The organism is Arenimonas metalli CF5-1, from assembly GCF_000747155.1.
GTDB classification, from domain to species: domain Bacteria; phylum Pseudomonadota; class Gammaproteobacteria; order Xanthomonadales; family Xanthomonadaceae; genus Arenimonas; species Arenimonas metalli.
Genome location: NZ_AVCK01000012.1, coordinates 362,203 through 386,785, shown reverse-complemented (window position 1 = coordinate 386,785; position 24,583 = coordinate 362,203). Strand labels below are relative to the sequence as shown.

At 72.0% G+C, this 24,583-nt stretch carries 23 protein-coding genes and 2 tRNA genes; 22 read left to right on the top strand and 3 right to left on the bottom strand.

The window, feature by feature from the left end:
- Window positions 1-21: 21 nt before the first annotated feature.
- The 3 genes from N787_RS05410 to ppsA all read right to left on the bottom strand — a co-directional run bounded on the left by N787_RS05410 (window position 22) and on the right by ppsA (window position 6,491).
- Complete coding sequence (locus N787_RS05410) at window positions 22-3,126, bottom strand: ligand-binding sensor domain-containing diguanylate cyclase (protein WP_034211278.1); 3,105 nt, start codon at window positions 3,124-3,126, stop codon at window positions 22-24.
- A 93-nt stretch (window positions 3,127-3,219) separates the two neighbouring features.
- Window positions 3,220-4,119 (bottom strand): mechanosensitive ion channel family protein, encoded by a 900-nt coding sequence (locus N787_RS05405; RefSeq protein ID WP_034211276.1) that lies wholly within the window; start codon window positions 4,117-4,119, stop codon window positions 3,220-3,222.
- A complete protein-coding gene (gene ppsA, locus N787_RS05400) occupies window positions 4,119-6,491 on the bottom strand; it encodes a phosphoenolpyruvate synthase (RefSeq protein WP_034211274.1) in 2,373 nt (790 codons plus the stop codon). Before ppsA ends, N787_RS05405 begins: the two co-directional genes overlap by 1 nt.
- A 159-nt stretch (window positions 6,492-6,650) precedes the next feature.
- Here ppsA and ppsR point away from each other — a divergent pair, with 159 nt between their 5' ends.
- The 22 genes from ppsR (at window position 6,651) to N787_RS05290 (ending at window position 24,571) form a co-directional block, all read left to right on the top strand.
- Window positions 6,651-7,472 (top strand): posphoenolpyruvate synthetase regulatory kinase/phosphorylase PpsR, encoded by an 822-nt coding sequence (ppsR, locus tag N787_RS05395; protein WP_034211272.1) that lies wholly within the window; start codon window positions 6,651-6,653, stop codon window positions 7,470-7,472.
- 38 nt (window positions 7,473-7,510) lie between these two features.
- Complete coding sequence (locus N787_RS05390) at window positions 7,511-8,011, top strand: DUF1249 domain-containing protein (protein ID WP_052575153.1); 501 nt, start codon at window positions 7,511-7,513, stop codon at window positions 8,009-8,011.
- Window positions 8,012-8,054: 43 nt separating this feature from the next.
- Window positions 8,055-8,130 (top strand) — tRNA-Ala (locus N787_RS05385).
- A 31-nt stretch (window positions 8,131-8,161) separates the two neighbouring features.
- Window positions 8,162-8,237: transfer RNA gene (locus tag N787_RS05380), tRNA-Glu, on the top strand.
- Window positions 8,238-8,330: 93 nt separating this feature from the next.
- Window positions 8,331-9,059, top strand: coding sequence for a beta-ketoacyl synthase chain length factor (locus N787_RS05375; RefSeq protein ID WP_034211270.1), 729 nt, complete (start codon window positions 8,331-8,333; stop codon window positions 9,057-9,059).
- The gene (locus N787_RS05370) at window positions 9,052-9,834 is read left to right on the top strand and encodes a lysophospholipid acyltransferase family protein (protein WP_034211269.1); all 783 of its coding nucleotides are present in this window, start codon (window positions 9,052-9,054) and stop codon (window positions 9,832-9,834) included. The genes N787_RS05375 and N787_RS05370 overlap by 8 nt, the downstream gene beginning before the upstream one ends.
- 25 nt (window positions 9,835-9,859) lie before the next feature.
- Window positions 9,860-10,075: a phosphopantetheine-binding protein gene (locus N787_RS05365; protein WP_245593970.1), complete on the top strand. Its 216-nt coding sequence runs from the start codon at window positions 9,860-9,862 to the stop codon at window positions 10,073-10,075.
- A gap of 19 nt (window positions 10,076-10,094) precedes the next feature.
- Window positions 10,095-10,376 carry an acyl carrier protein gene (locus tag N787_RS05360; protein ID WP_245593963.1) on the top strand — a complete coding sequence of 94 codons (282 nt, stop codon included), beginning with the start codon at window positions 10,095-10,097 and terminating at the stop codon, window positions 10,374-10,376.
- Window positions 10,377-10,378: 2 nt separating this feature from the next.
- Window positions 10,379-10,915 (top strand): COG4648 family protein, encoded by a 537-nt coding sequence (locus N787_RS05355; protein ID WP_034211263.1) that lies wholly within the window; start codon window positions 10,379-10,381, stop codon window positions 10,913-10,915.
- A complete protein-coding gene (locus N787_RS05350) occupies window positions 10,905-12,587 on the top strand; it encodes an ApeI family dehydratase (protein WP_084590639.1) in 1,683 nt (560 codons plus the stop codon). Before N787_RS05355 ends, N787_RS05350 begins: the two co-directional genes overlap by 11 nt.
- Window positions 12,584-13,330 carry a glycosyltransferase family 2 protein gene (locus N787_RS05345; protein ID WP_034211261.1) on the top strand — a complete coding sequence of 249 codons (747 nt, stop codon included), beginning with the start codon at window positions 12,584-12,586 and terminating at the stop codon, window positions 13,328-13,330. Before N787_RS05350 ends, N787_RS05345 begins: the two co-directional genes overlap by 4 nt.
- The gene (locus N787_RS05340; RefSeq protein WP_034211259.1) at window positions 13,327-14,265 is read left to right on the top strand and encodes a lysophospholipid acyltransferase family protein; all 939 of its coding nucleotides are present in this window, start codon (window positions 13,327-13,329) and stop codon (window positions 14,263-14,265) included. The genes N787_RS05345 and N787_RS05340 overlap by 4 nt, the downstream gene beginning before the upstream one ends.
- On the top strand, window positions 14,246-15,802 hold the full coding sequence (locus N787_RS05335; RefSeq protein WP_034211257.1) for an HAL/PAL/TAL family ammonia-lyase: 1,557 nt from the start codon (window positions 14,246-14,248) through the stop codon (window positions 15,800-15,802). The genes N787_RS05340 and N787_RS05335 overlap by 20 nt, the downstream gene beginning before the upstream one ends.
- Window positions 15,789-16,208: an acyl-CoA thioesterase gene (locus N787_RS05330; protein WP_034211256.1), complete on the top strand. Its 420-nt coding sequence runs from the start codon at window positions 15,789-15,791 to the stop codon at window positions 16,206-16,208. The genes N787_RS05335 and N787_RS05330 overlap by 14 nt, the downstream gene beginning before the upstream one ends.
- Window positions 16,205-16,882 carry an outer membrane lipoprotein carrier protein LolA gene (locus N787_RS05325; protein ID WP_052575152.1) on the top strand — a complete coding sequence of 226 codons (678 nt, stop codon included), beginning with the start codon at window positions 16,205-16,207 and terminating at the stop codon, window positions 16,880-16,882. Before N787_RS05330 ends, N787_RS05325 begins: the two co-directional genes overlap by 4 nt.
- Window positions 16,875-19,175 (top strand): MMPL family transporter, encoded by a 2,301-nt coding sequence (locus tag N787_RS05320; protein WP_034211255.1) that lies wholly within the window; start codon window positions 16,875-16,877, stop codon window positions 19,173-19,175. Before N787_RS05325 ends, N787_RS05320 begins: the two co-directional genes overlap by 8 nt.
- A 28-nt stretch (window positions 19,176-19,203) precedes the next feature.
- On the top strand, window positions 19,204-20,445 hold the full coding sequence (locus N787_RS05315) for an NAD(P)/FAD-dependent oxidoreductase (RefSeq protein ID WP_211252131.1): 1,242 nt from the start codon (window positions 19,204-19,206) through the stop codon (window positions 20,443-20,445).
- Window positions 20,433-20,972 (top strand): DUF3261 domain-containing protein, encoded by a 540-nt coding sequence (locus tag N787_RS05310; RefSeq protein ID WP_034211254.1) that lies wholly within the window; start codon window positions 20,433-20,435, stop codon window positions 20,970-20,972. Before N787_RS05315 ends, N787_RS05310 begins: the two co-directional genes overlap by 13 nt.
- Window positions 20,969-22,153 carry a beta-ketoacyl-[acyl-carrier-protein] synthase family protein gene (locus N787_RS05305; RefSeq protein ID WP_034211253.1) on the top strand — a complete coding sequence of 395 codons (1,185 nt, stop codon included), beginning with the start codon at window positions 20,969-20,971 and terminating at the stop codon, window positions 22,151-22,153. The genes N787_RS05310 and N787_RS05305 overlap by 4 nt, the downstream gene beginning before the upstream one ends.
- Window positions 22,153-22,617, top strand: a complete 465-nt coding sequence (locus tag N787_RS05300; protein WP_034211252.1) for a hotdog family protein — start codon at window positions 22,153-22,155, stop codon at window positions 22,615-22,617. Before N787_RS05305 ends, N787_RS05300 begins: the two co-directional genes overlap by 1 nt.
- A complete protein-coding gene (locus N787_RS05295; protein ID WP_034211250.1) occupies window positions 22,614-23,342 on the top strand; it encodes a 3-ketoacyl-ACP reductase FabG2 in 729 nt (242 codons plus the stop codon). The genes N787_RS05300 and N787_RS05295 overlap by 4 nt, the downstream gene beginning before the upstream one ends.
- Window positions 23,342-24,571, top strand: coding sequence for a beta-ketoacyl-ACP synthase (locus N787_RS05290; protein ID WP_034211248.1), 1,230 nt, complete (start codon window positions 23,342-23,344; stop codon window positions 24,569-24,571). Before N787_RS05295 ends, N787_RS05290 begins: the two co-directional genes overlap by 1 nt.
- The last annotated feature ends 12 nt before the right edge of the window (window positions 24,572-24,583 follow it).

Below are 24,583 nucleotides of genomic sequence, written 5' to 3'. Positions count from 1 at the left end.
CGCGGCCCGCGGGCGGCGTGCTCAGCGTGCGGGGAAGCGCGGCGCCGTCGGCGTCGAGTGCAGCACTCGCACGCTCCCCGGCGCCAGCGCGTCGGGCGCCTGGCCCATCAGCAAGGCCTCCAGGCCCATCGGCCCGAGCGCCTCGCCCGGCGCCAGGCCCACCCACGCGTTCTTGCCGGCCGCCTTCGCCGCGTAGAGGGCGCGGTCGGCCAGCGCCACGCTTTGCTCCCAGTCGCCCACCACCGCGTGCCGGGCCGAGAACGGCCAGGGTGCGAAGCCGATCGAACAGGTGATCGACAGCGTCAGCCCCGCGGGCAGCACGAAGGGCTGGTCGGCGATCACGCGGCGGATGCGCTCCGCCACCGCCGGCGCGTCGTGCATGTGCAGCTCGCGCAGCATCCACAGGAATTCCTCGCCGCCCCAGCGCACCACCACGTCGTGGCCCCGGCTGAGGCTGCTCAGCCGCGCGGCGAAGGCCACCAGCACCTCGTCGCCGACCGGATGGCCGTGCTGGTCGTTGACCGCCTTGAAGTCGTCGATGTCGACCATGAAGAACACCAGTCCGCCGCGCCCTTCGCCCGCGGCCGCCTCGCGCACGATCTGGAGGCCCTCGCGGGACAGCCACTGCTGCAGGTCGCGGCGGTTGGACACGTGGGTCAGCGGGTCGGTGCGGGTGGCGACTTCGAGCTCGCGGTTGTTGGCCTGCAGCTGGAGGTTGGCGCGCTCGAGTTCGGCGGTGCGCTCGGCCACGGTGCGGTTGAGCAGGGCGATCCGGGCCTCGCGCTCGCGGGCGCGGGCGCCGATGCGCGAATAGCCCCAGGCCAGCAGCGCGCAGCCGAGCAGGGCATAGCCCAGGTAGGCGAGGGGATGCCGCCAGATCGGCGGCGGCACTTCCAGCACCAGGGTGCGCGGCGGGCCGAAGCGGCCGTCGCGCCCGGCGGCGGACAGCTCGAGCGGGTAGTCGCCGGGCGCGAGGTGGCTGAGCATCAGCTCCGCCTGCGGCCCGCGCGTGCGCACCCAATCGTCGTGGATGCCGCCGAGGCGGTAGCGCAGGCGCGCCGCCGCCGGGGCCGAGAAATCAATCGCCACCAGGTCGACCGCCAGCACCGCGTCGCGCGGGTCCATGGCCACGCGATCGGCGTACAAGGTGTCGAACCGGCGTCCCTCCGGCACCGGCGTGCCGCCGCCGCGCACGCCGATCACCTGCAGTCCGGCGACCACCGGGGTGGCCGGCGGGGAGGTGAAATCCAGCGCTTCGGGATCGACGACATCGAGGCCTTCGGTGCCGCCGAAGAACAGCCGGCCCTCGGCATCCACCCAGCCGGCGCCGCTGTTGTACTCGCGGTTGCCCAACCCATCGCCCGGGCCCAGCGGCTGGATCACGCCGCTGGCGGGGTCGAGCACGTTCAGGCCGTTGTTGGTGCTCAGCCACAGCCGCCCGCGGCGGTCGGGCAGGATGCGGTAGACGACGTCGTTCGAGAGCCCGTCGGCACTCGTGAACGCCCGCACCGCGTCGTCGTCGCGACCCAGGCGCAGCAGGCCGCCGGCGAAGGTGCCGACCCAGTAGGCGTCCGGACCGGCGTGCAGCGACCAGACCGAGTTGTGCGGCAGCCGGCCATTACCCGGGTGCAGGTGCTCGAGGCGGCCGTCGGGCCAGAGCCGGTACAGGCCCCGCTCGTTGCTGCCGATCCAGAGCCGGCCACGCACGTCGCGCATCAGGCTGGTGAGGAATTCGCCAGCCAGCTCCGCCGGCACGCCGGCCGTGGTCAGCACGCCGTCGCGGACGTGGGCCAGGCCGCCGCGGGTCGCGATCCAGACATCCGCACCTTCCACCAGCAGGTCGGTCACGCGCGGATCGGGCAGGGGGGAATGCGGTCGGGCATTCCCTTCGCTGTCCATCCGCCACAGGCCGCGATGGGTGCCCAGCCACCAGCCGTCGTCCGCGGCCGCGGCGATCGCGCGGATCGAGGTGTTGCCCAGCTCGGGCACGCTGCGCCAGGGCGCGTCCGGCGCCGGGCGCCAGGCCAGGCCGGCATCGGTGCCCACGAGTTCGACGCCGTCGCGGCGCCACACCGAGCGCACGCTGCGCACCGGCCAGGCCGCGAGATCCCCGGGCGTGACCAGGTCGCGACGGATCGCCGCCGACAGCGGCCGGCCGCGGAACAGGCCGCGGGTATGGGTGCCTATCCACAGCACGCCGTCGCGGTCCTGGGTGAGGACCTGGATCGCACCGTGGATACGCTGGTCGAATTCGAGGCGCTGCGCCGCGCCGTCGCCGCGCACGTCCAGGCGCAGCACGGTGCCGTCGTCGTGGCCCAGCAGCAGCTCGCCGCCCGGGCGCTGCAGCAGGCTGGTGACGCTGGCCCCGGCGGGCGTGATCGCGGCCGGGGCGAAGCGCTGCAGCAAGTGGCCGCCGGGCGAGGCCAGCATCACCTCGCCGGACGCCATGGCCAGCCACAGCCCTTCGGCCGAGCCCTTCAGCGCCACGCAGCCGGCCAGCCCGTCGGCCAGCGGCGGCAGCGGGTCGATGCGCTCCGGCCAGAGCCGCCAGAGGCGGCAGTCCGCGCCCAGGGCATAAGGCTCGCCCGCGGCACGGGCCATGGCGATCATGCGGACATCGACGGCGAGCGTTTTCGCACCCGAGATCGCGGCATCGACGTAATCGATGCCGCGCTCGGTACCGATCCACGCGCCGGCATCGCCGTCCACCAGCACGTCGCCCACGGTCGGGTGCGACAGGCCCTGGTCGGTGCCCAGGCGCAGGCGCTGCCCGGTCCGCAAGTCGAGTACTTCCAGGCCGGCGTCGTTGGTGCCGATCCAAAGGCGGCCGCGGCCGTCGTGGGCGAGGGTATCCACGCTGCTGCTGACCGGGCCCGCGGCCTGGTCCGGCTGCCGGCGCTGGACGACGAAGCGCTGGCCGTCGAAACGGTTCAGGCCTTCCTGGGTGCCGATCCAGAGGAAGCCGGTGTCGTCCTGCACGATCGAGGTGACCGACAGCTGCGACAGGCCTTCGTCGAGGCCATAGCGCTCGAGGCTGAGGAAAGGAGGGCGGGGTTCGATGGCGGACGCCGTAGCCAGCGCCAGGGCGCCCGCCAGGAACATCGCCGTCCGGTGCCGCATCCGCATGCGTCGGTCGCCCCCTGCCGGGGTCTGGGCCCCGTTGGCCCGAGTATGCCCGGCCCGGGGGGCCGCGGCCACAGCGAATTTTCCGCCCGCGGCTCAGCCGCGGTCGGGGTCCTCCACGGCGGCAGTGACCTGCGCCAGCGGCCGGCCGTCGGCGTCGTGGTGGTAGACGTGCAGGTCGCGCTGCGGGAAGGGGATCGAGACGCCGGCCTTGGCGAAATCGCGGTGGATGGCTTCGGTCAGCTCGCTGCGCGCGATCACGAAGTCAGGCGTCTTCACCCAGGCGCGCAGTACCAGGCCGATGCTGCTCTCGCCGAGGCCGGTGACCAGCACGTCGGTCTCGGGCGCGTCGAGCACCTTTTCATTGGCCCGGGCGATGCCGAGCAACACCTCGCGCGCCTGGCGGATGTCGTCGCCGTAGCCGACGCCCACGGTGACGTCCACGCGGCGCTCGCCGCGCGAGGTGAAGTTGACGATCGGCGAGGTGGTGACCTCGCTGTTGGGCAGGGTGATGTCGTGGTTCTGGTAGGCGCGCAGCACGGTCTGGAAGATGCCGACCCGCTCGACCACGCCTTCCTGCCCGGCGATCTGCACCGCGTCGCCGGCGCGGAACGGGCGCAACACGATCAGCATCACGCCCGAGGCGATGTTCGACAGCGAGTCCTTCAGCGCCAGGCCGATTGCCAGGCCGGCGGCGCCCAGCACCGCCAGCATCGAGGTGGTGGGCACGCCCAGCGCATCCAGCGCCGCCACCAGCACCACGACGAGGCCGATGGCGTAGGCGAGGTTGCGCAGGAAGTCGCGCAGGATCAGGTCCAGCCCGGCCCGCAGCATCACGCGGTCCAGGCCCTTGGACAGCATCCGCGCCAGCCACAGGCCGACCAGCGCGATCGCCAGGGCCACGGCGATGCGCCAGAGCCAGTCGGATTCGGCGACCTGGCGGGCCAGGTCGCGGGCGGTGTCGGCGGGGGCAGCGAGGAAGCTGGCGACCGCCATCAGCTCGCCTTGAGCTTGGCCAGGCGCAGCCAGGTGTCGACGACGGTGTCCGGGTTGAGCGACACCGACTCGATGCCCTGCTGCATCAGCCAGTCGGCCAGGTCGGGGTGGTCGGACGGGCCCTGGCCGCAGATGCCGATGTACTTGCCCTTGGCGCGCGCGGCCGAGATCGCCATCGACAGCAGCTTCTTCACCGCCGGGTCGCGCTCGTCGAAGAGCTCGGCGACGATGCCGGAGTCGCGGTCCAGGCCCAGGGTGAGCTGCGTGAGGTCGTTCGAACCGATCGAGAAGCCGTCGAAGATATCGAGGAACTCGTCGGCCAGCAGCGCGTTCGACGGCACTTCGCACATCATGATGACCTTCAAGCCGTTCTCGCCGCGCTTGAGGCCGTTGGCCTCGAGCGTGCGGATGACGGCGCGGCCTTCCTCGAGCGTGCGCACGAACGGGATCATGATCCAGCAGTTGGTCAGGCCCATCTGGTCGCGCACCTTCTTCACCGCCCGGCACTCGAGCGCGAAGCAGTCGCGGAAGTCGGGGTGCACGTAGCGCGAGGCGCCGCGGAAACCGATCATCGGGTTTTCTTCGTGAGGCTCGTAGGCCTTGCCGCCGACCAGGTTGGCGTATTCGTTCGACTTGAAGTCCGACAGGCGCACGATGACCGGGTTCGGCGCGAACGCCGCGGTCAGCGTGGCGATGCCCTCGACCAGGCGCTCGACGTAGAACTCGACCGGGCTGGCGTAGCCGGCGGTGATCTGGTCGATCTGCTTCTTCAGGTCGGCCGGCTGGCGGTCGTACTCGAGCAGGGCGCGCGGGTGCACGCCGATCTGGCGGGCGATGATGAACTCCAGGCGGGCCAGGCCGATGCCCTGGTTGGGCAGCTGCGCGAAATCGAAGGCGCGCTCGGGGTTGCCGACGTTCATCATGATCTTCAGCGGCGCCGGCGGCATGTTGCCGAGGTCGGTGGTGATGACCTCGAAGCCCTGCTTGCCGGCGTAGATGAAGCCGGTGTCGCCTTCGGCGCAGGACACGGTGACTTCGGCGCCATCGGGAATCATCTTCATCGCATCGCCGGTGCCGACCACGGCCGGCACGCCCAGCTCGCGGGCGATGATCGCCGCGTGGCAGGTACGGCCGCCGCGGTTGGTGACGATGGCGGCGGCGCGCTTCATGATCGGCTCCCAGTCGGGGTCGGTCATGTCGGCCACCAGCACGTCGCCCGGCTGGAACTTGCTCATCTCGGCCAGGCTGCGCACCACGCGCGCCACGCCGGCGCCGACCTTGTGGCCGATGGCGCGGCCCTCGGTGAGCACCTCGCCCTTGGACAGCAGGTGGTAGCGCTCGATCTGGTTGGCGCTGGCGCGCGACTTCACCGTTTCCGGGCGCGCCTGCACGATGTAGAGCTTGCCGGTGTGGCCGTCCTTCGCCCACTCGATGTCCATCGGGCGGCCGTAGTGCTTCTCGATGGTGAGGGCCTGGCGCGAGAGCTCCTCGACGTCGGCGTCGGAGATCGAGAACTGGCGGCGCAGTTCGGCCGGCGTGTCCTCGATGCGCACGCGCTCGCCGGGCTGGTCGGAATACACCATGCGGATCAGCTTGGAGCCAATCGTGCGGCGCAGGATCGCCGGCTTGCCCTGTTCCAGCGTGGGCTTGTAGACATAGAACTCGTCCGGGTTGACCGCGCCCTGCACGACCATTTCGCCCAGGCCGTAGCTGGAGGTGACGAACACCGCGTCGCGGAAGCCCGACTCGGTGTCGAGCGTGAACAGCACGCCCGAGGACCCCACGTCCGAACGCACCATCAGCTGCACGCCGGCGCTCAGGAACACGTCCTCGTGCTTGAAGCCGTGGTGCACGCGGTAGGCGATGGCGCGGTCGTTGTAGAGGCTGGCGAAGACTTCCTTCACCTTGCGCACCACGTCGTCCTCGCCGGTGACGTTGAGGAAGGTTTCCTGCTGGCCGGCGAAGCTGGCGTCGGGCAGGTCCTCGGCGGTGGCCGAGGAGCGCACGGCCACGGCCATGGCCGGGTCGCCGGATTCGGCGCACATCTTGCGGTAGCCGGCGCGGATGGCCTGGTCGAGTTCGGGCTGCAGCGGCGCGTCGATGACCCAGCCGCGGATCTCGCCGCCGGCCGCGACCAGCGCGTCCACGTCCTCGACGTCGAGCGTGGCCAGGCGATCGAAGATGCGCTGGCTCAGGTTGTTGTGGGCGATGAAGCGGCGGAAGGCATCGGCGGTGGTGGCGAAGCCGCCCGGCACCGAGACACCGAGATGCGCCAGCTGGCCGATCATCTCGCCGAGCGAGGAATTCTTGCCGCCGACCTGGGCCAGGTCGGTGAGACGAAGTTCGTGCAGCCAGAGGACGTCGGCGTTCAAGGGGGTCTCCGTGGGCTCGGGAAGGGGGCGGCCAGGCGGCGGGCCCGCTGTGGATGGGGCCGCAGCTGCGTATGATGCGACCCCGGGGCTACCCCATACAAGCTTGAATTGGCTGGGGAATCATGCGTCGGGCCCCGGCGCGCAAGGCGAGGGCAGGGCATGGCGGCGGCAAGACCGGTTTTCTATGTTTCCGACGGCACCGGCATCACCGCCGAAACCATCGGCCACAGCCTGCTCACCCAGTTCTCCGGGATCGAGTTCGAAACCCGCCGCATCGCCTTCGTCGACAGCGTGGAGAAGGCCGAGGCCGCCGTCGCCGAGATCCGCCGGGCCGGCGAGCACGCGGGCGTCCGGCCGGTGGTCGTGAACACGGTGGTGGACCCGGACCTGATCACGCTGCTGGCCGAGAGCGGGGCGCTGATGCTGGACGTGTTCGCCCCGTTCATCAGCCCGCTGGAGCAGGAGCTGGGCCTGCGGCGCGAGTCCCGGGTCGGCCACGCCCACGGCATGGTCGATTTCAAGGCCTACGAGGCGCGCATCAACGCCACCAACTATGCGCTCACGCACGACGACGGCATGGACATCCACTACGACGACGCCGACGTGATCCTGGTCGGCGTGTCGCGCTCGGGCAAGACGCCCACCTGCCTGTACATGGCGCTGCACTACGGCGTGAAGGCCGCGAACTATCCGCTCACCGAGGAAGACCTCGAGGGCCGGGAGCTGCCGCGCCGCCTGCGCGCCCACCGCCGCAAGCTGTTCGGCCTCACCATCGACCCCGAGCGCCTGCAGCAGATCCGCAACGAGCGCCGCCCGAATTCCCGCTACGCCACGCTCGAGACCTGCCGCGCCGAGGTGGTGCAGGCCGAGGCGCTGTTCCGCCAGGAGAACATCCCGGTGCTCAGCACTACCCATACCTCGATCGAGGAAATCGCCGGCAAGGTGCTGGCCCACCAGGGCATCCACCGGCACATGTTCTGAGCCCCGGGACGCCGCGGGACGCGTGCTAGCATCGGGCCATGCAAGCGCCCGCCCACGACCGCAACGCCTTGCCCCGGATCAGCCGCTTCGCCTGGCTGATGGGCCTGTACGGCGAGAATTTCCATCGGCTCACCCGCATGTTCCAGCCGCAGTCGCTGCCCGCGGGCCGCTACGTGTCGCGCGTGCCCGGCGGCCTGGCGCTGGTGGTGGACGTGCTCGAGCAGCACGCCTACACGGTGGAGCTGCGCCTGAGCTACCAGCTGCAGGACGCCCAGACCGGCCAGCCCGACCCCTCGGCCTACGTGCGGCTCTACCGCGACGCCCGCCAGGCCGAAGTCACGCACTGCTACGTCGGCCGCCACTGGCAGGACGTGCTCGGCCTGCGCCCCAGCGTGCAGGCGATGCTCAGCCACCGCCTGCGCATGAACAGTTTCCTAAACAAGTGGCTGGACTATCTGGATGGCCAGGGGCACGGTCCCCACACCCTGTCCGGGCTCGAGCCGGAGCCGGCCGGAGAAAAAAACGTCGCCTGTGCTTGACGAGGCAAATGCGGATGTCTAAACTTCCGCTTCTTCCTTCGGTGGGGCTATAGCTCAGCTGGGAGAGCGCTACAATGGCATTGTAGAGGTCATCGGTTCGATCCCGATTAGCTCCACCACTTATTCGCAACACGCTGCAAAAAGTTCCAAGTCCCCATCGTCTAGAGGCCTAGGACATTACCCTTTCACGGTAGCGACCGGGGTTCGAATCCCCGTGGGGACGCCAAGTTCAAGCCTCCAGGAAAGCCCGGCCAACGCCGGGCTTTTTCTTTTGGCGCCCGGCGCGGGATGATGGCGGCCGGACGCAGGAGGCGTGGACATGGACGGACAATTCAGCCTGCTCGGCTGGTCGGCCTTCGCGGCCGGCCTCGAGTCCCCGGACGACTGGCTGGCCTGGGCACGGCAACCGACGCTGCCGGACGGCCTGGCCACCCCGGCTTTGGCCGAGATGCCGGCGATGCAGCGACGGCGGCTCGAGCCGCTGGGCCGCATGGCCCTGCAGGTGGCCTGGCGCTGCCAGCCCGAGGCCGCGCCCGGGCTGCCGATGGTGTTCGCCTCGCGCCACGGCGACGTCGCCCGCACCTACGAGATGCTGGCCGGGCTGGCGCGCGGCGAGCCACTGTCGCCGACCCACTTCGGGCTGTCCACGCACAACGCGATCGCAGCCCAGTATTCGATCGCGCGCGGGCTCACCGACAACTACCTGGCGGTGTCGGGCGGGGTGGAGTCGCCCGAAGCCGCCGTGACCGAGGCGCTGGCGCTGCTGGCGGACGGCGCGCCGGAGGTGCTGGTGGTGCTGTATGACGGCCCCACGCCCGAGCCCTACGCCGAGTACCGCGACGAACCCGAGGCCGCCTGGGCCTGGGCCTGGCGGATCGGTGCCCCGTGCGACGACGCGCCGCGGCTTTCGCTGGGACCCTGCGCGGGCGCGCCGGCCGCCGCGGCCACGCCGCTGCCGCACGGCCTCGACGTGCTGCGCTTCGCGCTGGCGGGCGAGGGCACGCTGGTCTCGCCTTCGGGCACCCGCGGCTGGCGGCGCCATGCTTGAGCGGCTCGACCACGCCTGGCGCGTGTTCGGCACGGCGGTGTCGTTCGCGGCCTTTGGCCTGGGCGGCGTGCTGCTCGGCCTGCTGGTGTTCCCGGTGCTGCGCCTGGCCGTGCGCGACCCGGCCCGCCTGGGCCGGATGGCGCGGCGGCTGGTGCAGGCCAGCTTCGCCGGCCACGTCTGGTTGATGCGGCGGCTGGGCGTGATGAGCTGGGAAATCCACGGCGCCGAACGCCTGCGCCGCCCGGGCCTGCTGGTGCTGGCCAACCACCCGACCCTGATCGACGTGGTCTGCCTGATCGGCATGATCGAGGAGGCCGACTGCGTGGTGAAGTCGCGCCTGGCCACCAATCCTTTCACGCGCGGCCCGCTGCGAGCGGCGGGCTACGTCTTCAACGACAACGGCGCCGGGCTGGTGCAGGACTGCATCGATTCGGTGCGCGCGGGCAAGAACCTGGTGATCTTCCCGGAGGGCACCCGCACGCCGCGCGGCGAGGTGCTCGGACCGCTGCAGCGCGGGGCCGCGAACATCGCGATCCGCGGCGCCCTGGACGTGACGCCGGTGCTCATCCGGTGCACCCCGCCGACGCTGGGAAAGGGTGAGAAATGGTATCGTGTCCCGTCACGTCGATTTCACATGAGAATAGAGGTCCTGCCGGATATTCCGGTGGCCCCGTTCCTCGCCGGGAGCGCCGAGGCGCTGGCGGCCCGCCGGCTGACCGAACACCTGGAAACAACCTTCAAGACGGAGTTGGCCCGTGCTGGCGCTGGAAGCTGAAATCAAGGAACTGATCATCACCACGATGTCGCTCGAGGACATCGCCGCCGACGACATCGACGCCGAGGCCCCGCTGTTCAACGAAGGCCTGGGCCTGGACTCCATCGACGCCCTCGAACTCGGCCTGGCGCTGCAGAAGCGCTACGGCGTGACGCTCGCCGCCGATTCCGAGGAAACCCGCCAGCACTTCGCCTCCGTTCGCGCGCTCAGCGCCTTCGTGGCGGCCAACCGCAAGCAGTAAGGCCGAGCCGCCGCACCGCATGAGCAAGACCATGACCAAGGAACAGCTGTTCGAGCGCATCGTCGCCATCCTCCACGACACCTTCGGCATCGACCCGGGCAAGGTGACGCCCGACTCGAAGCTGGGCGAAGACCTCGACATCGACAGCATCGACGCGGTCGACCTGATCGTGCAGCTCAAGCCGCTGCTGGGCGGCAACCTCAAGCCCGAGGCCTTCAAGTCGGTGCGCAGCGTGCAGGACGTCGTGGACGCACTGCACGCGATGATGCACGGCAGCGACGGCACCGCCGCGGGCGCCTGAGCATGCGCGCCGCGAAGGCGCTGGCCTGGCTGGCGACCCTGCTGTACCCGCTGGCGATCTGGCTGGGCCTGGCCCATTTCGAACCGCGCTGGCTGGCGCTGTTGCTGCTGGCGATGGCGCTGCTGCGCGCCGCGGTCTCGCGCGAGGCCGTGTGGCTGGCCGCGGCGGCCTGCGCCGGCGGCCTGGTGCTGGCCAGCATGCTCAGCAACGACGGCCTGCCGCTCAAACTCTATCCCGTGCTGGTGAACGCGGCCTTCCTGGTCGTGTTCGCGACCAGCCTGCGGCGGCCGCCCACGGTGATCGAACGGCTGGCGCGCCTGCAGCACCCGGACCTGCCGCCCGAAGCGATCCCGTACCTGCGCAAGGTGACGAAGGCCTGGTGCGTGTTCTTCGTCCTCAACGGTGGCATCGCGCTCTACACCGCGGTTCGCGCGAGCGATGCGGCGTGGGCGCTGTACAACGGGATGATCGCCTACGGGCTGATCGCGGCCATGTTCCTCGGCGAACGTTTCCTGTTCCGCCCGCGCCATGGCCACTGAGCGAACGCGCATCCCGCTGGGCCAGCGCCTGGCCTGGCCGCTGCCGGCCGACGCGCCGGTGGCGACCGACGTCGACAACGCGGCCTTCCTCGCGCGCGTCGGCGCCTGGCGCGACGCGCATGCCGCGCGCCCCGGCCGCGATGTCGCGCTCTACCTCGACGACGGCCTGGAGTTCGCGGCCGCCCTGTTCGGGGCCTGGCTGGCGGGCAAGACGCCCTGGCTGCCGGGCGATCGCCTGGCGGCGACGCTGGCGGGCCTGGCCCCCCACGTGCAGAGCCATGCCGGCGAACTGCCCGCGGGCTTCGCCGCCAACGCCGACGCGCCGCTGCCGGCGGACGCCACGCTGGATCCGGGCCGCTGCGGGGTGGTGCTGTTCACCTCCGGCTCCACCGGCGAGCCCGGCGCGATCCGCAAGACGCTGCGCCAGCTGGACAACGAAGTCGCCGCGCTTGAAGCGCAGTTCGGCGCCACGCTGGGCGAGGCGGTGGTGCAGGGCACGGTGTCGCACCAGCACATCTATGGCCTGCTGTTCCGGCTGCTGTGGCCGCTGTCGGCGGCGCGGCCGTTCGCGCGCCGGCGGGTCGAGTTCAACGAACAAGTCGCGGCGCTGGGCGCGGCGCCGCTGGTGCTGGTGGCCAGCCCGGCGCATCTCAAGCGCCTGCCGGAGAACCAGGACTGGTCGCCGCTGGCGCGGAACCTGCGCGCGGCGTTTTCCTCCGGCGGCCCCTTGCCGGCGGACGCGGCGCTGGCGGTGCGCAAGCTGTGGGGCCAGGCCGCGATCGAGGTCTTCGGCAGCACCGAGACCGGCGGCATCGCCTGGCGCCAGTCCGGCGGCGCGCCCAGGCCCTGGCAGCCGCTGCCGGGCGTGCAGTGGCGGGTGGACGAGGGCGTGCTCGCGATCCGGTCGCCGCACCTCGCCGACGACGCCTGGCACGCCACCGCCGACCGCGCGCTGGCCACGGCCGGCGGCGGCTTCGAACTGCGCGGGCGCGTCGACCGCATCCTCAAGCTGGAGGAGCGCCGCATTCCGCTGGGCGCGATCGAGCGCCGGCTGCAGGCCTCGCCGCTGCTGGACGAAGCGCGGCTGCTGCCGCTGCCCGGCCATCGCATCCTGCTGGCCGTGGCGGCGGTGCCGAGCGCCGAGGGCCAGGCCTTGCTCGAACGCGCCGGCAAACCCGGGCTGGTCGCCGCGCTGCGCGTCTGGCTGGCCGACCACGCCGATGCGATCGCGCTGCCGCGGCGCTGGCGTTTCGTCGATGCGCTGCCCGCGGACGCGCAGGGCAAGACCAGCGAACGCGCGCTCGCCGCGCTGTTCCGGCCGCTGCTGCCCGAGCCCGAGTGGCTGGAGCGCACGCCCGCCGCCGCACACGTTCGCCTGGACGTGCTGGCCGAGCTGGCCGCATTCGAGGGCCACTTTCCCGGCGCCACCGTGCTGCCGGGCGTGGCGATGATCGACTGGGCGGTGCGGCTGGGCCGCCTGGCCTTCGGCATCGAGGCCCGCTTCCTGCGCATGGAGGCCATCAAGTTCATGCATCTGGTGCGGCCGGGCGCGCGGCTGGAGGCCCGCCTGGACTGGCATCCGGATACCGGCGTGCTCGGCTTCCGGTTCCAGTCCGACACCGGCGTGCATTCCAGCGGGCGCCTGCGCTTCGCGGCGGGGGAAGCGGCATGACTCCCGCCTTCCAACCCCTCGTCGTGATCCCGGTGTTCGACCACGAGCACGCCATCGGCGACGTGGTCGCCCGCGTCCGCCGCCACGGCGTGGACTGCCTGCTGGTGGACGATGGGTCCTCGCCGGCCTGCGCCTCGGTCCTCGACCAGCTCGCGACGCAGCCCGGCGTCTCGCTGCTTCGCCTGCCGGTGAACCAGGGCAAGGGCGGCGCCGTGATCGCCGGCCTGCGCGAGGCGGCGCGGCGCGGGCACAGCCACGCGCTGCAGATCGACGCCGACGGCCAGCACGACGCCGACGACGTGCCGCGCTTCCTCGAGCAGGCGCGTGCCCACCCGGAAGCCGTGATCAACGGCCGTCCGATCTTCGACGCCTCCGTGCCGAAAGCCCGGCTGTACGGCCGCTACGCCACCCATGTCTGGGTCTGGATCAACACGCTGTCGTTCGAGATCATCGACTCGATGTGCGGTTTCCGCGTCTACCCGCTGGCGCCGACGCTGGCGCTGCTCGACCGCGTGCGCATCGGCCGGCGCATGGATTTCGACACCGAGATCCTCGTGCGGCTGTACTGGGACGGGCTGCGCGTGCGCAATCTCGACACCCGCGTGCGCTACCCGGCCGACGGCGTGTCGCATTTCCAGGTCTGGCGCGACAACGTGCTGATCACCGCGATGCACACCAGGCTGTTCTTCGGGATGCTGGGGCGGCTGCCGCGCCTGCTGGCGCGCAAGGTGGCGCGACGATGAGCCGCCGGCACTGGGCCGACCTCGGCGAAACGACCTTCGTGGGCGGCACCTGGCTGCTGTACGGCGTGTACCGCGCGCTGGGCCGGCTGCCGTTCCGGCTGTGCCTGTATCCGGTGGTGCTGGTGTACTGGCTGGGCAGCGGCGTGGCGCGCCGGGCCTCGCGCCAGTACCTGGCGCGGCTGCAGGCGGCGGAGCAGGTGTTCGCCCGCGAGCCGGGCATCCGCGAGAGCCTGCGCCACTTCGCCGTGTTCGCCGAGACCCTGCTCGACAAGATGCTGGCGATCGGCGGCCGCTACCCGCGCGCACGCGTCGCGTTCACCGGGCATGAACTGCTGCAGGCCTCGTCGCGGGCGGGGCAGGGCGGGGTGATCATCACCGCGCACATGGGCTGCCTGGAGCTGATGCAGATGGCGGCCACCTGGCGCGAAGGCCTGCGCGTGACCATCCTGGTGCACACCGCGCACGCGCCGCGCTTCAACCGCATCCTCGAACGCATCAACCCGCAGGCCAGCGTGCGCCTGATGCAGGTCACCGATTTCTCGCCGACCACGGCGATGCTGCTGGCCGACCGGGTGGCCGCGGGCGAGTTCATCGCCATCGCCGGCGACCGGGTGCCGGTGCGCGGCGACCGCGTCGTGCAGGCCGCGTTCCTGGGCCACGCCGCGCCGCTGCCGGCCGGGCCCTACCTGATCGCCTCGGTCTTGCGCTGCCCGGTCTGGCTGCTGTCCTGCCTGCACCACGGCGAGGGCTACCGCGCCGACATCGTGTCGTTCAGCGAGCGCATCGTGCTGCCGCGCGGCGACCGCGAGGCCGGCCTGGCTGAACAGGCCGCGCGCTTCGCCGCCTGGATGACCGCCTGCCTGCGACAATCGCCCTACGACTGGTTCAACTTCTTCCCCTTCTGGGACGCCCCGCATGACCGCCGCCCCGCCTGACGCCCTTCCCATCCTCGTCGACGGCCGCCCGCTGCGGATCGAGGACGTCGTCGCCGTCGCCCGCGCCGAGGCCCGGGTGGCGCTGTCGCGCGACCCGGCCTTCGAGGCCCGCATCAACCGCGGCGCCGATTTCGTCGACCGGCTGATCGCCGAGGACGGCGTGGTGTACGGCGTCAGCACCGGCTACGGCGATTCCTGCACGGTGGCGATCCCGCCGTCGCTGGTCGCGGAGCTGCCGCACCATCTCTACGCCTACCACGGCTGCGGCCTGGGCCGCTTCCTCGACCCGCAGGAAACCCGCGCGGTGCTGCTGGTGCGCCTGCAGTCGCTGGCCCAGGGCGTGTCGGGCGTGAGCCTGGGCCTGCTGCGCCAGCTCGAGGCGCTGCTGGCGCACGACATCCTGCCGATGATCCCGGCCGAAGGCTCGGTCGGCGCCAGCGGTGACCTGACCCCGCTGTCCTACGTCGCCGCCGTGCTCTGCGGCGAACGCGAGGTGTGGCACCAGGGCCGGGTGATGCCCGCCGCCGAGGCGCTGGCGCTGCACGGCCTGCAGCCGCTGCGCCTGCGCCCGAAGGAAGGCCTGGCGATCATGAACGGCACCGCGGTGATGACCGCGCTGGCCTGCCTGGCCTGGCGCCGCGCCGACTACCTCGGCCGCCTGGCCACGCGCATCACCGCCTTCAACGTGCTGGCCAGCGCCGGCAACGCCCACCACTTCGACCAGACGCTGTTTTCAGTGAAGCCGCACAAGGGCCAGCAGCGCGTCGCCGCCCGGCTGCGCGCCGACCTGGCCTCCGACCGCCCGCCGCGCAACGAGCAGCGCCTGCAGGACCGCTATTCGCTGCGCTGCGCGCCGCACGTGGTCGGCGTGCTCGAGGACGCGCTGCCGTGGCTGCGCACCAACATCGAGGACGAGCTGAACTCGGCGAACGACAACCCGATCATCGACGCGGTCGAGGAGCGGGTGCTGCACGGCGGCCACTTCTACGGCGGCCACATCGCCTTCGCCATGGATTCGCTGAAGAACGCCGTGGCCAACCTGGCCGACCTGCTGGACCGGCAGATGGCGCTGGTGGTGGACGCGCGCTACAGCCACGGCCTGCCGGCCAACCTGTCGGCGGCCCGGGGCGAACGCGCGGCGCTCAACCACGGGCTCAAGGCGCTGCAGATCAGCGCCTCGGCCTGGACCGCGGAGGCGCTGAAGCTGACCATGCCGGCCTCGGTGTTCTCGCGCTCCACCGAATGCCACAACCAGGACAAGGTCAGCATGGGCACGATCGCGGCGCGCGACGCGCTGCGCATCATCGATCTCACCGAACAGGTCGTGGTGGCGCTGCTGGTGACGGCGCGCCAGGGCATCACGCTGCGCGAGGCGGTGTCCGGAGAACTCAAGCTCTCGCCCGCGCTGGCCGGCATGCACGCCGACCTGGCCGCCCGGGTTCCGCTGGTGGTCGAGGACCGCGCCCTCGACGTCGAGCTGCGCGGGCTGCTGGCGGCCGTGCGGGCCGAAACCTGGAGCCTGTATGCCGACGCCTGAGCACAGCCTCGAGATCGAACTGAGCCCGGGCTTCCACGACCTGGACCCGATGGACATCGTCTGGCACGGCAACTACGTGCGCTACCTGGAGCTGGCGCGCTGCGCGCTGCTGCAGAAGATCGACTACGACTACCCGCAGATGCGCGACTCCGGCTACGCCTGGCCGGTGGTGGACATGCGCTGCAAGTACGTGCGGCCGGTGCGCTACGGCCAGCGCATCGCGGTGCGCGCCACCATCACCGAATGGGAAAACCGGCTGCGGATGGACTACCTCATCCGCGACGCGGTGACCGGCGAGACCATCCATCGCGCGCACACGATCCAGGTGGCGGTGGATTTGGGCACGGGCGAGATGTGCTTTGCGTCGCCGGCCGTGCTGTTCGAGCGGCTGGGGATCGCGCCTTGAGGCGGGGGCTGGCCACGCGGCTGGGCCTGGCGCTGGCGCTCGGGCTGACGGCGCTGGCTTCGCCGCGTGCGCCGGCGGCCGTGCCGGCCCCGGTACCTGCGGCGACTCCGGTACGGGCAGTCGGCGAGGGCGAGGGCGTGCGTGCCCGGCTGGCGCAGCCGGTCGTGCTGCGCGGCCAGTTCGAACAGAGCAAACGGCTCGAGGGCTTCCGCCAGCCGCTGGTCTCGCGCGGCGACTTCCTGCTGGTGCGCGACCGCGGCGTCGCCTGGGATACCCGCGAACCCTTTGCCTCGACCACGCTGCTGACCCGCGAGCGCCTGCTGACCCGGCTGCCCGACGGCAGCCAGCGGGTGCTGCTCGACGCCGCCGATTCGCCCGGCATGGCCGCGGTGAACGCGCTGCTGCTGGCGCTGGTGGCCGGCGACCTGCCGGCGCTGGCGGAGCGCTTTGCACTCGACGAGACGCTGGCCGCGGACGGCAGCTGGCGACTGGTGCTGACGCCGGACGAGACCGGGCTGCGGCAGGCGTTCACCCGGATCACGCTGGCCGGCGATCGCTTCGTGCGCGACGTGGTGATCGAGGAGGCCGGCGGCGACGTCACCACGCTGCGCTTCCTGGCCCTGTCCGACGCGCCGGCCGCGCCGACGCCCGACGAGGCGGCGCGCTTTGACTGAAGCGACGCACCGCGCGCGCTGGAAGGCGCTGGCCTGGGCGTGGCTGCTGGCCGTGGCCGCGCTGGCCGTGCACCAGGCAGACTTCTGGCGCGAGGCCCGGCTCGACAGCGACGTGATGGCGCTGCTGCCGGGCGAGATCGACGACGCCTTGCTCAAGGCCGCCAACGCGCGGCTGGCGGCGGGCGCGACGCAGCAGGTGGTGGTGCTGGTCGGCGCGCCGGACTGGGCGGCGACGCGGCGTGCGGCGGAAGCGTTCGGGGCCCGCGTGATGGGGTCGGGCTCGCCCTTCGCCGTGGTCGCGGCCAGCGAGGACGCGCTCGAAGGCGCGCTCGCGTTCTACGCCGGGCATCGCCAGGGCCTGCTGACGCCGGCGCAGCGCGCGCAGCTGGACGATCCGCGCACCGTTGAATTGGCGTTGGCGCGGCTGTATTCGCCCGGCGCCGGCGGCTTCGGCGCGTGGCGCGAGGATCCGCTGGGCTTGTGGCCAGCTTGGTGGCAGGACCGCGCCGGCGCCGCGCTGTCCACCCGCGACGGGCAGCTGGTCGTGCGCGGTGAATCGCGCGACTGGGCGCTGCTGCGGCTGGAGAGCCGGATGCCGGCCTTCCAGCTCGACGGCGAGAGGCACCTGCGCGACGCGCTCGACCGCGCCAGCGCCGCGGCCCGCGCCGCGACGAACGAGGTCGATGTGATCACCGGCGGCGTGCCGCTGCACGCCGAGGCCGCCGCCGTGCGCGCCCGCACCGAGGTCGGCACCATCGGCCTGGGCTCGCTGATCGCGGTGGTGGCCCTGGTCTGGCTCGCCTTCCGCAGCCCGCGTCCGATCCTGATGGTGTCGGCCTCGCTGCTGGTGGGCTGCGCGGCCGGCGTGTCGGTGACGGCGCTGGTGTTCGGCCAGGTGCACCTGCTCACGCTCGTGTTCGGCGCCAGCCTGGTCGGCGTCGCCGAGGACTACGGCATCCATTGGTTCGCCAGCCGCCAGGCGCAGCCCGACGTACCGCCGCGCACGATGATGCGGCGCCTGCTGCCCGCGCTGGGCCTGGCCCTGGTCACCAGCGCGCTGGCCTATCTCGCGCTCGGCATCGCGCCGTTCCCGGGCCTCCGGCAGATGGCGGTGTTCTCGGCCGCGGGACTGGCCGCCGCCTTCATCACCGTCGCGCTGTGGTTCCCGTGGCTCGACGGCGCGGCGCCGCGTCCCAGCGCCTTCGCCCGCGCCGTCGGTCGAAGCCTACTGCATTGGCCGCGGCTGTCGAACCACTGGCCGACCTGGCTGGCCGCCGGCGCGGTGCTCGTGGTGCTGGCCATCGGCCTGCCCAGGCTCGCGGTCAACGACGACCTGCGCAGCCTGCAGTCATCGCCGCCCGACCTGTTGGCGCAGGAAGCGCGGCTGGGCCGGGTGCTCGGGCTGCCCAGCCCGGCGCAGTACTTCCTGGTCGAAGGCGAGGACGCCGAGCAGGTGCGCGAACGCGAGGAAGCGCTGACGGATCGCCTGGCGACGCTGGTGGAAAACGACGGCCTCGGCGGCTGGCGCGCGGTGACCGACTGGCTGCCGTCCTCGGCGCGCCAGCGCGAGGACGCGGCACGCGTACAGGCCGTGGAGGGCAGGGTGCTCGCACGCGCTGCCGAACTGCTCGGCGAAGCGCCGGCCCCGACGGAGCCGGCGACGACGCTGTCCCACGCCGACTGGCTGGCGCATCCGGTGTCCGAACCGCTGCGGCCGCTGTGGCTCGGCGCGGTGGATGGCCGCTGGGGCAGCGTGGTGCTGCTCGAAGGCCTGGACCCCGGCCGGCTGCCGGCGCTCGCCGCGGCCGCCGACGGCCTGCCCGGCGTGCGCTGGGTCGACCGCAGCGCGACGATCTCCGGCGTGCTCGCGCACTACCGCCACCAAATGTCGGCCTGGCTGCTCGCGGGCTACGCGGCGGTCGCGCTGGCGCTCTGGCTCCGCTTCGGCCGCCGCGCCTGGCGCGCCTGGCTGCCGACCGCGCTCGCCGCGACGCTGAGCCTGGCCCTGCTGGGCTGGCTGGGCGTGCCGCTGCAGCTGTTCGGCGTGCTGGCGCAGCTGCTGCTGCTCGGCGTGGGCGTGGACTACGGCATCTTCCTGCTGGAACATCGCGATGACCCGGCCAGCTGGCTGGCCGTGTCGCTGGGCGCGGCCAGCACGCTGCTGGCCTTCGGCCTGCTGGCGCTGTCGGCCACGCCGGCCCTGCACAGCTTCGGCCTGACGCTGCTGCTGGGCATCGGCCTGGTCTGGCTGATCACCCCCTGTTTCCGACCCGCCGCGCCTGCGGCGACCTGACCCCGAACTCCCGACGGATGGCACCGACATGGACATGCGCACCGAAACCACCGAAATCCTGATCATCGGCGCCGGCCCCGCCGGTTCCGTGGCGGCCGGCATGCTGCGCCAGCAGGGGCGCGAGGTGCTGATCCTGGAGAAGGAGCAGTTCCCGCGCTTCTCGATCGGCGAAAGCCTGCTGCCCCAGAGCATGGAGTACATCGAGGCCGCGGGCATGCTCAAGGCCGTGGTCGAGGCCGGCTTCCAGTACAAGAACGGCGCTGCCTTCGCCTGCGGCGACCGGCGCACGCAGTTCGATTTCCGCCAGAAGTTCAGCAAGGGCTGGGGCACCACCTACCAGGTGCAGCGCGCCGACTTCGACAAGGTGCTGGCCGACGAGGCCGCGCGCATGGGCGCCACCGTGCGCTTCCGCCACGAGGTGCTGGCGGTGGACGTGGACGGCGAGCAGCCGGTGGTGACCGTGCGCAGCCCGGAAGGCGAGACCTACCGGGTGCAGGCGCGCTTCCTGCTCGACGCCAGCGGCTTCGCGCGCATCCTGCCGCGACTGCTCAAGCTCGAGAGCCCTTCGGGTTTCCCGGCCCGCGGCGCGATCTTCACCCACGTGGCCGATCGCGTGGCGCCGGGCTCGGCGACCTTCGACCGCAACAAGATCCTGATCACCGTGCATCCGGAGCACCAGGATGTCTGGTACTGGACCATCCCGTTCTCGAACGGCCGCTGCTCGCTGGGCGTGGTCGCCGAAACCAGCTTCCTCTCGCGGTACGAAGGCACCGAGACCGAACGCCTCAAGGCCATCGTCGGCGAGGACCCGGGGCTGTGCGAACTGCTGGCCGAGGCCGAGTGGGACACGCCGGCGCGCCAGATCGTCGGCTACTCGGCCAACGTGAAGTCGCTGTGGGGCAAGAACTACGCGCTGCTGGGCAATGCCGGCGAATTCCTCGACCCGGTGTTCTCCTCGGGCGTCACCATCGCCTTCAAGTCGGCCAGCCTGGCCTCCGCCTGCCTGGCCCGCGAGTTCGCGGGTGAAACCGTGGACTGGGAAGCCGACTACGGGAAGCCGCTGCGCGCGGGCGTCGATACCTTCCGCTGCTTCGTCGAGGCTTGGTACGCGGGCGGGTTCCAGAAGATCATCTTCCACCCGAACCCGAGCCCCGACATCCGCGAAATGATCTGCTCGATCCTGGCCGGCTACGCCTGGGACAAGGCCAATCCCTACGTCGCCGAGAACAAGCGCCGCCTCGCCGTGCTGGAGCAGCTGTGCTCCGCCTGATCGCTTCGCTGGCGCTGCTGGCGCTGGCCGCATGCACGCCGCCGGCGACGCGGCCGCCGGCCGAGGCCGCGCCGCTGTTCGCGCTGGCGCCTTCGGCGCTGCCGGGCGGGCTGGCCGAGCAGCAGCGGCTGGCGTTCGAACACGGCGACCGCCGCGAGACGGTGGACGCGATGGTGCAGGCCGACGCCGACGCGGTGCGGCTGGTGATCCACGCCCAGGGCCAGGTGGCGCTGCGGCTGGACTGGGACGGCGAGCAGCTCACCCAGAAGCGCATGCCCTGGGTGCCGGAATCGCTGGACGGCGCCCGCGTGCTGTCGGACCTGCAGCTGGTGTTCTGGCCGGCGGAGGCGCTGCGCACGCAGCTGCCCGCGGGCTGGACGCTGGACGAGGACGGCGCCCGCCGCACGCTCCGGGACGCGAACGGCCCCGTGGCCTGGGTCGACCGCGAGGACGCCGACACCCGCGTGCTGCACCAGGCGCGGCTGCGCTATCGCCTGCGCATCGATTCCGTGCCGGTGTCGCCGTGAGCGCGGTGTTCCTCAACGAACTCGGGCTGTGCTGCGCGCTGGGACGCGACGCGGACGAGGTGGCCTCGCGCCTGTTCGCCGCCGATGCGCCGCGTGGCGTGGCGTCCACTGAGATCGTGACGCTCGGCCGTCCGCTCGCGCTGGGCCTGGTGCCGGGCGAACTGCCGGATCTCGGTGCGCTCCCGGTCGCGCTTCACGGTCGCAACAACGCGCTGGGCGCACTGGCGCTGGCGCCGATTCGCGCCGCAGTGGACGCCGCGATCGCCCGCGTCGGCCCGGATCGCGTGGCGATCGTGCTGGGCACCAGCACTTCTGGCGTGGGCGAGAGCGAGCATGCGCACCAGTACCGCCTGGCCGGCGGGCACTGGCCCGCGGCCTTCCATTATTCGCAGCAGGAAATGGGCATGCCGGCGCGCTTCCTGGCCGAACAGCTCGGCACGCGCGGTCCCGCGCACGTCATCTCCACCGCCTGCTCGTCGAGCGCGAAGGCGCTGGCCTCGGGCGCGCGCCTGCTGCGCGCCGGGCTGGCGGACGCCGTGATCGCCGGCGGCGTGGATTCGATCTGCCAGTTCACCATCGCCGGCTTCAGCGCGCTGGGCTCGGTGTCGGAGGCGCGCTGCAATCCGTTCTCGCGGCATCGCAACGGCATCAACATCGGCGAGGGCGCGGCGCTGTTCCTGATGACGCGCGAACCGGGCGCGGTGCGGCTGGCGGGGTGGGGCGAGAGTTCCGACGCCCACCACATGTCGGCGCCGGAACCGGAAGGCCACGGCCCCGAACGCGCCATCCGCGAGGCGCTGCAGCGCGCCGGGCTGGCGCCCGCCGACATCGGCTACGTCAACCTGCACGGCACCGCCACGCCGCAGAACGACGCGATGGAGGCCGCGGTGCTGCACCGCGTGTTCGGCGCCGCGACCCCGGCCAGTTCGACCAAGCCGCTGACCGGGCACACGCTCGGCGCGGCCGGCGCGGTCGAGGCCGGGCTGTGCTGGCTGGCGCTGGCGCGCAACCCCGGCCACGCGCTGCCGCCGCACTGGTGGGACGGCGAAGCCGACCCGGCGCTGCCCGCCGTCGACCTGGTCGCGCCCGGCCGGCGCGCCGCGGCGCCGCTGACGCACGTGCTGAGCCAGTCCTTCGCCTTCGGCGGCAGCAATGCCGCGCTCGTGCTGGGGGCCGGCTGATGGACCCGCGCGAACTGGCCATGGAGAGCCTGGTCCCGCACCGCGGCGGCATGCTCTGGCTCGACCGCGTGCTGCACCTCGACGCCGAGAACGTCGTCGCCGAAGCCACCGTGCGCGACGACGACCTGTTGCTCGAGGACAACACCGAGGCCGTGCCGGCCTGGGTCGGCATCGAGTACATGGCCCAGGCCATCGCCGCCTGGGCCGGCGGCCGCGCGCTGGCCCGCGACGAGGCGGTCAAGCCTGGCTTCCTGCTCGGCACCCGCCGCTATGACGCGGCCTGGGACCGGCTGCCGGTCGGCTCCGTGCTGCGCATCGAGGCACGCTGCGAACTGATGGGCGACAATGGCCTGGGCCTGTTCGCCTGCCGCCTGCTGGTCGGGGAGGCGGTGGTCGCCACCGCCAGCGTCTCGGTGTTCGAGCCGCCGGATCCCGACGCCTACCTTGGAACCGCTTCCGCATGAATCCACGCACCCTCCTGGTCACCGGCGCCAGCCGCGGCATCGGCAAGGCCATCGCGCTGCGCCTGGCCCGCGACGGCTTCGACATCGTCGTGCACTGCCGCAGCCGCCGCGACGAGGCCGAGGCGGTCGCCGCCGAGATCGCCGCGATGGGCCGCGCCGCGCGCGTGCTCTGCTTCGACGTCGCCGACCGCGCCGCCTGCGCCGCCGCCCTCAACGCCGACATCGAGGCGCACGGCGCCTACCACGGCGTGGTCTGCAACGCCGGCATCGCCCGCGACAACGCCTTCCCCGCGATGACGGGCGAGGAGTGGGACAGCGTCATCCACACCAACCTCGACGGCTTCTACAACGTGCTGCAGCCGGTGGTGATGCCGATGGTGCGGCGCCGGAAGCCCGGGCGCATCGTCACGCTGTCCTCGGTGTCGGGCCTCGCCGGCAACCGCGGCCAGACCAACTACAGCGCCGCCAAGGCCGGCATCATCGGCGCCACCAAGGCGCTGGCGCTTGAGCTGGCCAAGCGCGAGATCACGGTGAACTGCGTCGCGCCCGGCCTGGTCGACACCGAGATGCTGCCCGCCGAAGTGGTGGACGAGGCGATGAAGATGATCCCGCTGCGCCGCGTCGGCCGGCCGGAGGAAGTGGCCGCGGTGGTGTCGTTCCTGATGTCGGACGAGGCCTCGTACGTCACCCGCCAGGTGATCTCCGTCAACGGAGGCATGGTCTGATGCGCCGCGTCGTCGTCACCGGCCGCGGCGCGATCAGCCCGCTGGGCCACGACTGGGCCAGCGTGCTGGCGCACCTGCGTTCGGGCCGCAACGCCGTGCGTCGCTTCGACGAGTGGGGCCAGTACAAGGGCCTGAACACCCGCCTGGGTGTGCCCTGCGCGCCGTTCGAGCTGCCCGAGCACTACAACCGCAAGACCCTGCGCAGCATGGGCCGGGTGGCGATGCTGGCCACGCGCGCCAGCGAACTGGCGCTGATCGACGCGGGCCTGCTGGGCGACCCGCTGCTGAAGTCCGGGAAGGTCGGCATCTCCTACGGCTCGTCCGCCGGCACGCCGTCCTCGATCGGCGACTTCGGCCGCATGCTGTCCGAGATGACCACGCAGTACATCAACGCCACCACCTACATCAAGATGATGAGCCACACCGCGCCGGTGAACATCGGCGTGTTCTTCGGCATCAACGGCCGCATCATCACCACCTCCAGTGCCTGCACCTCGGGCAGCCAGGGCCTGGGCTTCGCCTACGAGGCGATCAAGTCGGGCAAGCAGGTGGCCATGCTGGCGGGCGGCTGCGAAGAGCTCGACGTCACCGACGCCACCGTGTTCGACACCCTGTTCGCCACCAGCACGCTCAACGACACGCCGGAACTCACGCCGCGCCCCTTCGACGCCGACCGCGACGGCCTGGTGGTGGGCGAGGGCGCCTGCACGCTGGTGCTCGAGGACCTGGAACACGCACGGGCGCGCGGCGCCACCATCCACGCCGAGATCGTCGGATTCGGCACCAACAGCGACGGCCAGCACGTGACCCAGCCCAATGCCGCCACGATGGCGGTGGCGATGCGGCTGGCGCTGGAGGACGCGGGCCTGCCGCCGGAAGCCATCGCCTACGTGAACGCCCACGGCACCGCCACCGACCACGGCGACATCGCCGAGACCGCGGCCACCCACGCGGTGTTCGGCGAGCGCATGCCGATCAGCTCGCTCAAGAGCTACACCGGCCACACGCTGGGCGCCTGCGGCGCACTCGAGGCCTGGGTGACGCTGGAGATGATGCGCGAGGGCTGGGTCCACCCCACGCTGAACCTGCGCAACGTCGACCCGCGCTGCGGCGCGCTCGATTACATCACCGGCGACGGCCGCACCCTCGACGCCGAGTACGCCATGAGCAACAACTTCGCCTTCGGCGGCATCAACACCTCGCTGGTGCTGCGCCGCTGGGCCGCCTGACCTTCCAAGGGA

Excerpts from the sequence above, each read along its gene's own strand:
- N787_RS05360 (WP_245593963.1), top strand. The coding sequence starts at position 10,095 with ATGAGCAAGACCATGACCAAGGAACAGCTGTTCGAGCGCATCGTCGCC.
- N787_RS05410 (WP_034211278.1), bottom strand. The coding sequence starts at position 3,126 with ATGCGGATGCGGCACCGGACGGCGATGTTCCTGGCGGGCGCCCTGGCG.
- N787_RS05340 (WP_034211259.1), top strand. The coding sequence starts at position 13,327 with ATGAGCCGCCGGCACTGGGCCGACCTCGGCGAAACGACCTTCGTGGGC.
- N787_RS05350 (WP_084590639.1), top strand. The coding sequence starts at position 10,905 with ATGGCCACTGAGCGAACGCGCATCCCGCTGGGCCAGCGCCTGGCCTGG.
- N787_RS05330 (WP_034211256.1), top strand. The coding sequence starts at position 15,789 with ATGCCGACGCCTGAGCACAGCCTCGAGATCGAACTGAGCCCGGGCTTC.
- N787_RS05405 (WP_034211276.1), bottom strand. The coding sequence starts at position 4,119 with ATGGCGGTCGCCAGCTTCCTCGCTGCCCCCGCCGACACCGCCCGCGAC.
- N787_RS05295 (WP_034211250.1), top strand. The coding sequence starts at position 22,614 with ATGAATCCACGCACCCTCCTGGTCACCGGCGCCAGCCGCGGCATCGGC.
- N787_RS05300 (WP_034211252.1), top strand. The coding sequence starts at position 22,153 with ATGGACCCGCGCGAACTGGCCATGGAGAGCCTGGTCCCGCACCGCGGC.
- N787_RS05370 (WP_034211269.1), top strand. The coding sequence starts at position 9,052 with ATGCTTGAGCGGCTCGACCACGCCTGGCGCGTGTTCGGCACGGCGGTG.
- N787_RS05390 (WP_052575153.1), top strand. The coding sequence starts at position 7,511 with ATGCAAGCGCCCGCCCACGACCGCAACGCCTTGCCCCGGATCAGCCGC.
- N787_RS05375 (WP_034211270.1), top strand. The coding sequence starts at position 8,331 with ATGGACGGACAATTCAGCCTGCTCGGCTGGTCGGCCTTCGCGGCCGGC.
- ppsR (WP_034211272.1), top strand. The coding sequence starts at position 6,651 with ATGGCGGCGGCAAGACCGGTTTTCTATGTTTCCGACGGCACCGGCATC.
- N787_RS05335 (WP_034211257.1), top strand. The coding sequence starts at position 14,246 with ATGACCGCCGCCCCGCCTGACGCCCTTCCCATCCTCGTCGACGGCCGC.
- N787_RS05315 (WP_211252131.1), top strand. The coding sequence starts at position 19,204 with ATGGACATGCGCACCGAAACCACCGAAATCCTGATCATCGGCGCCGGC.
- N787_RS05345 (WP_034211261.1), top strand. The coding sequence starts at position 12,584 with ATGACTCCCGCCTTCCAACCCCTCGTCGTGATCCCGGTGTTCGACCAC.
- N787_RS05290 (WP_034211248.1), top strand. The coding sequence starts at position 23,342 with ATGCGCCGCGTCGTCGTCACCGGCCGCGGCGCGATCAGCCCGCTGGGC.
- N787_RS05365 (WP_245593970.1), top strand. The coding sequence starts at position 9,860 with ATGTCGCTCGAGGACATCGCCGCCGACGACATCGACGCCGAGGCCCCG.
- N787_RS05355 (WP_034211263.1), top strand. The coding sequence starts at position 10,379 with ATGCGCGCCGCGAAGGCGCTGGCCTGGCTGGCGACCCTGCTGTACCCG.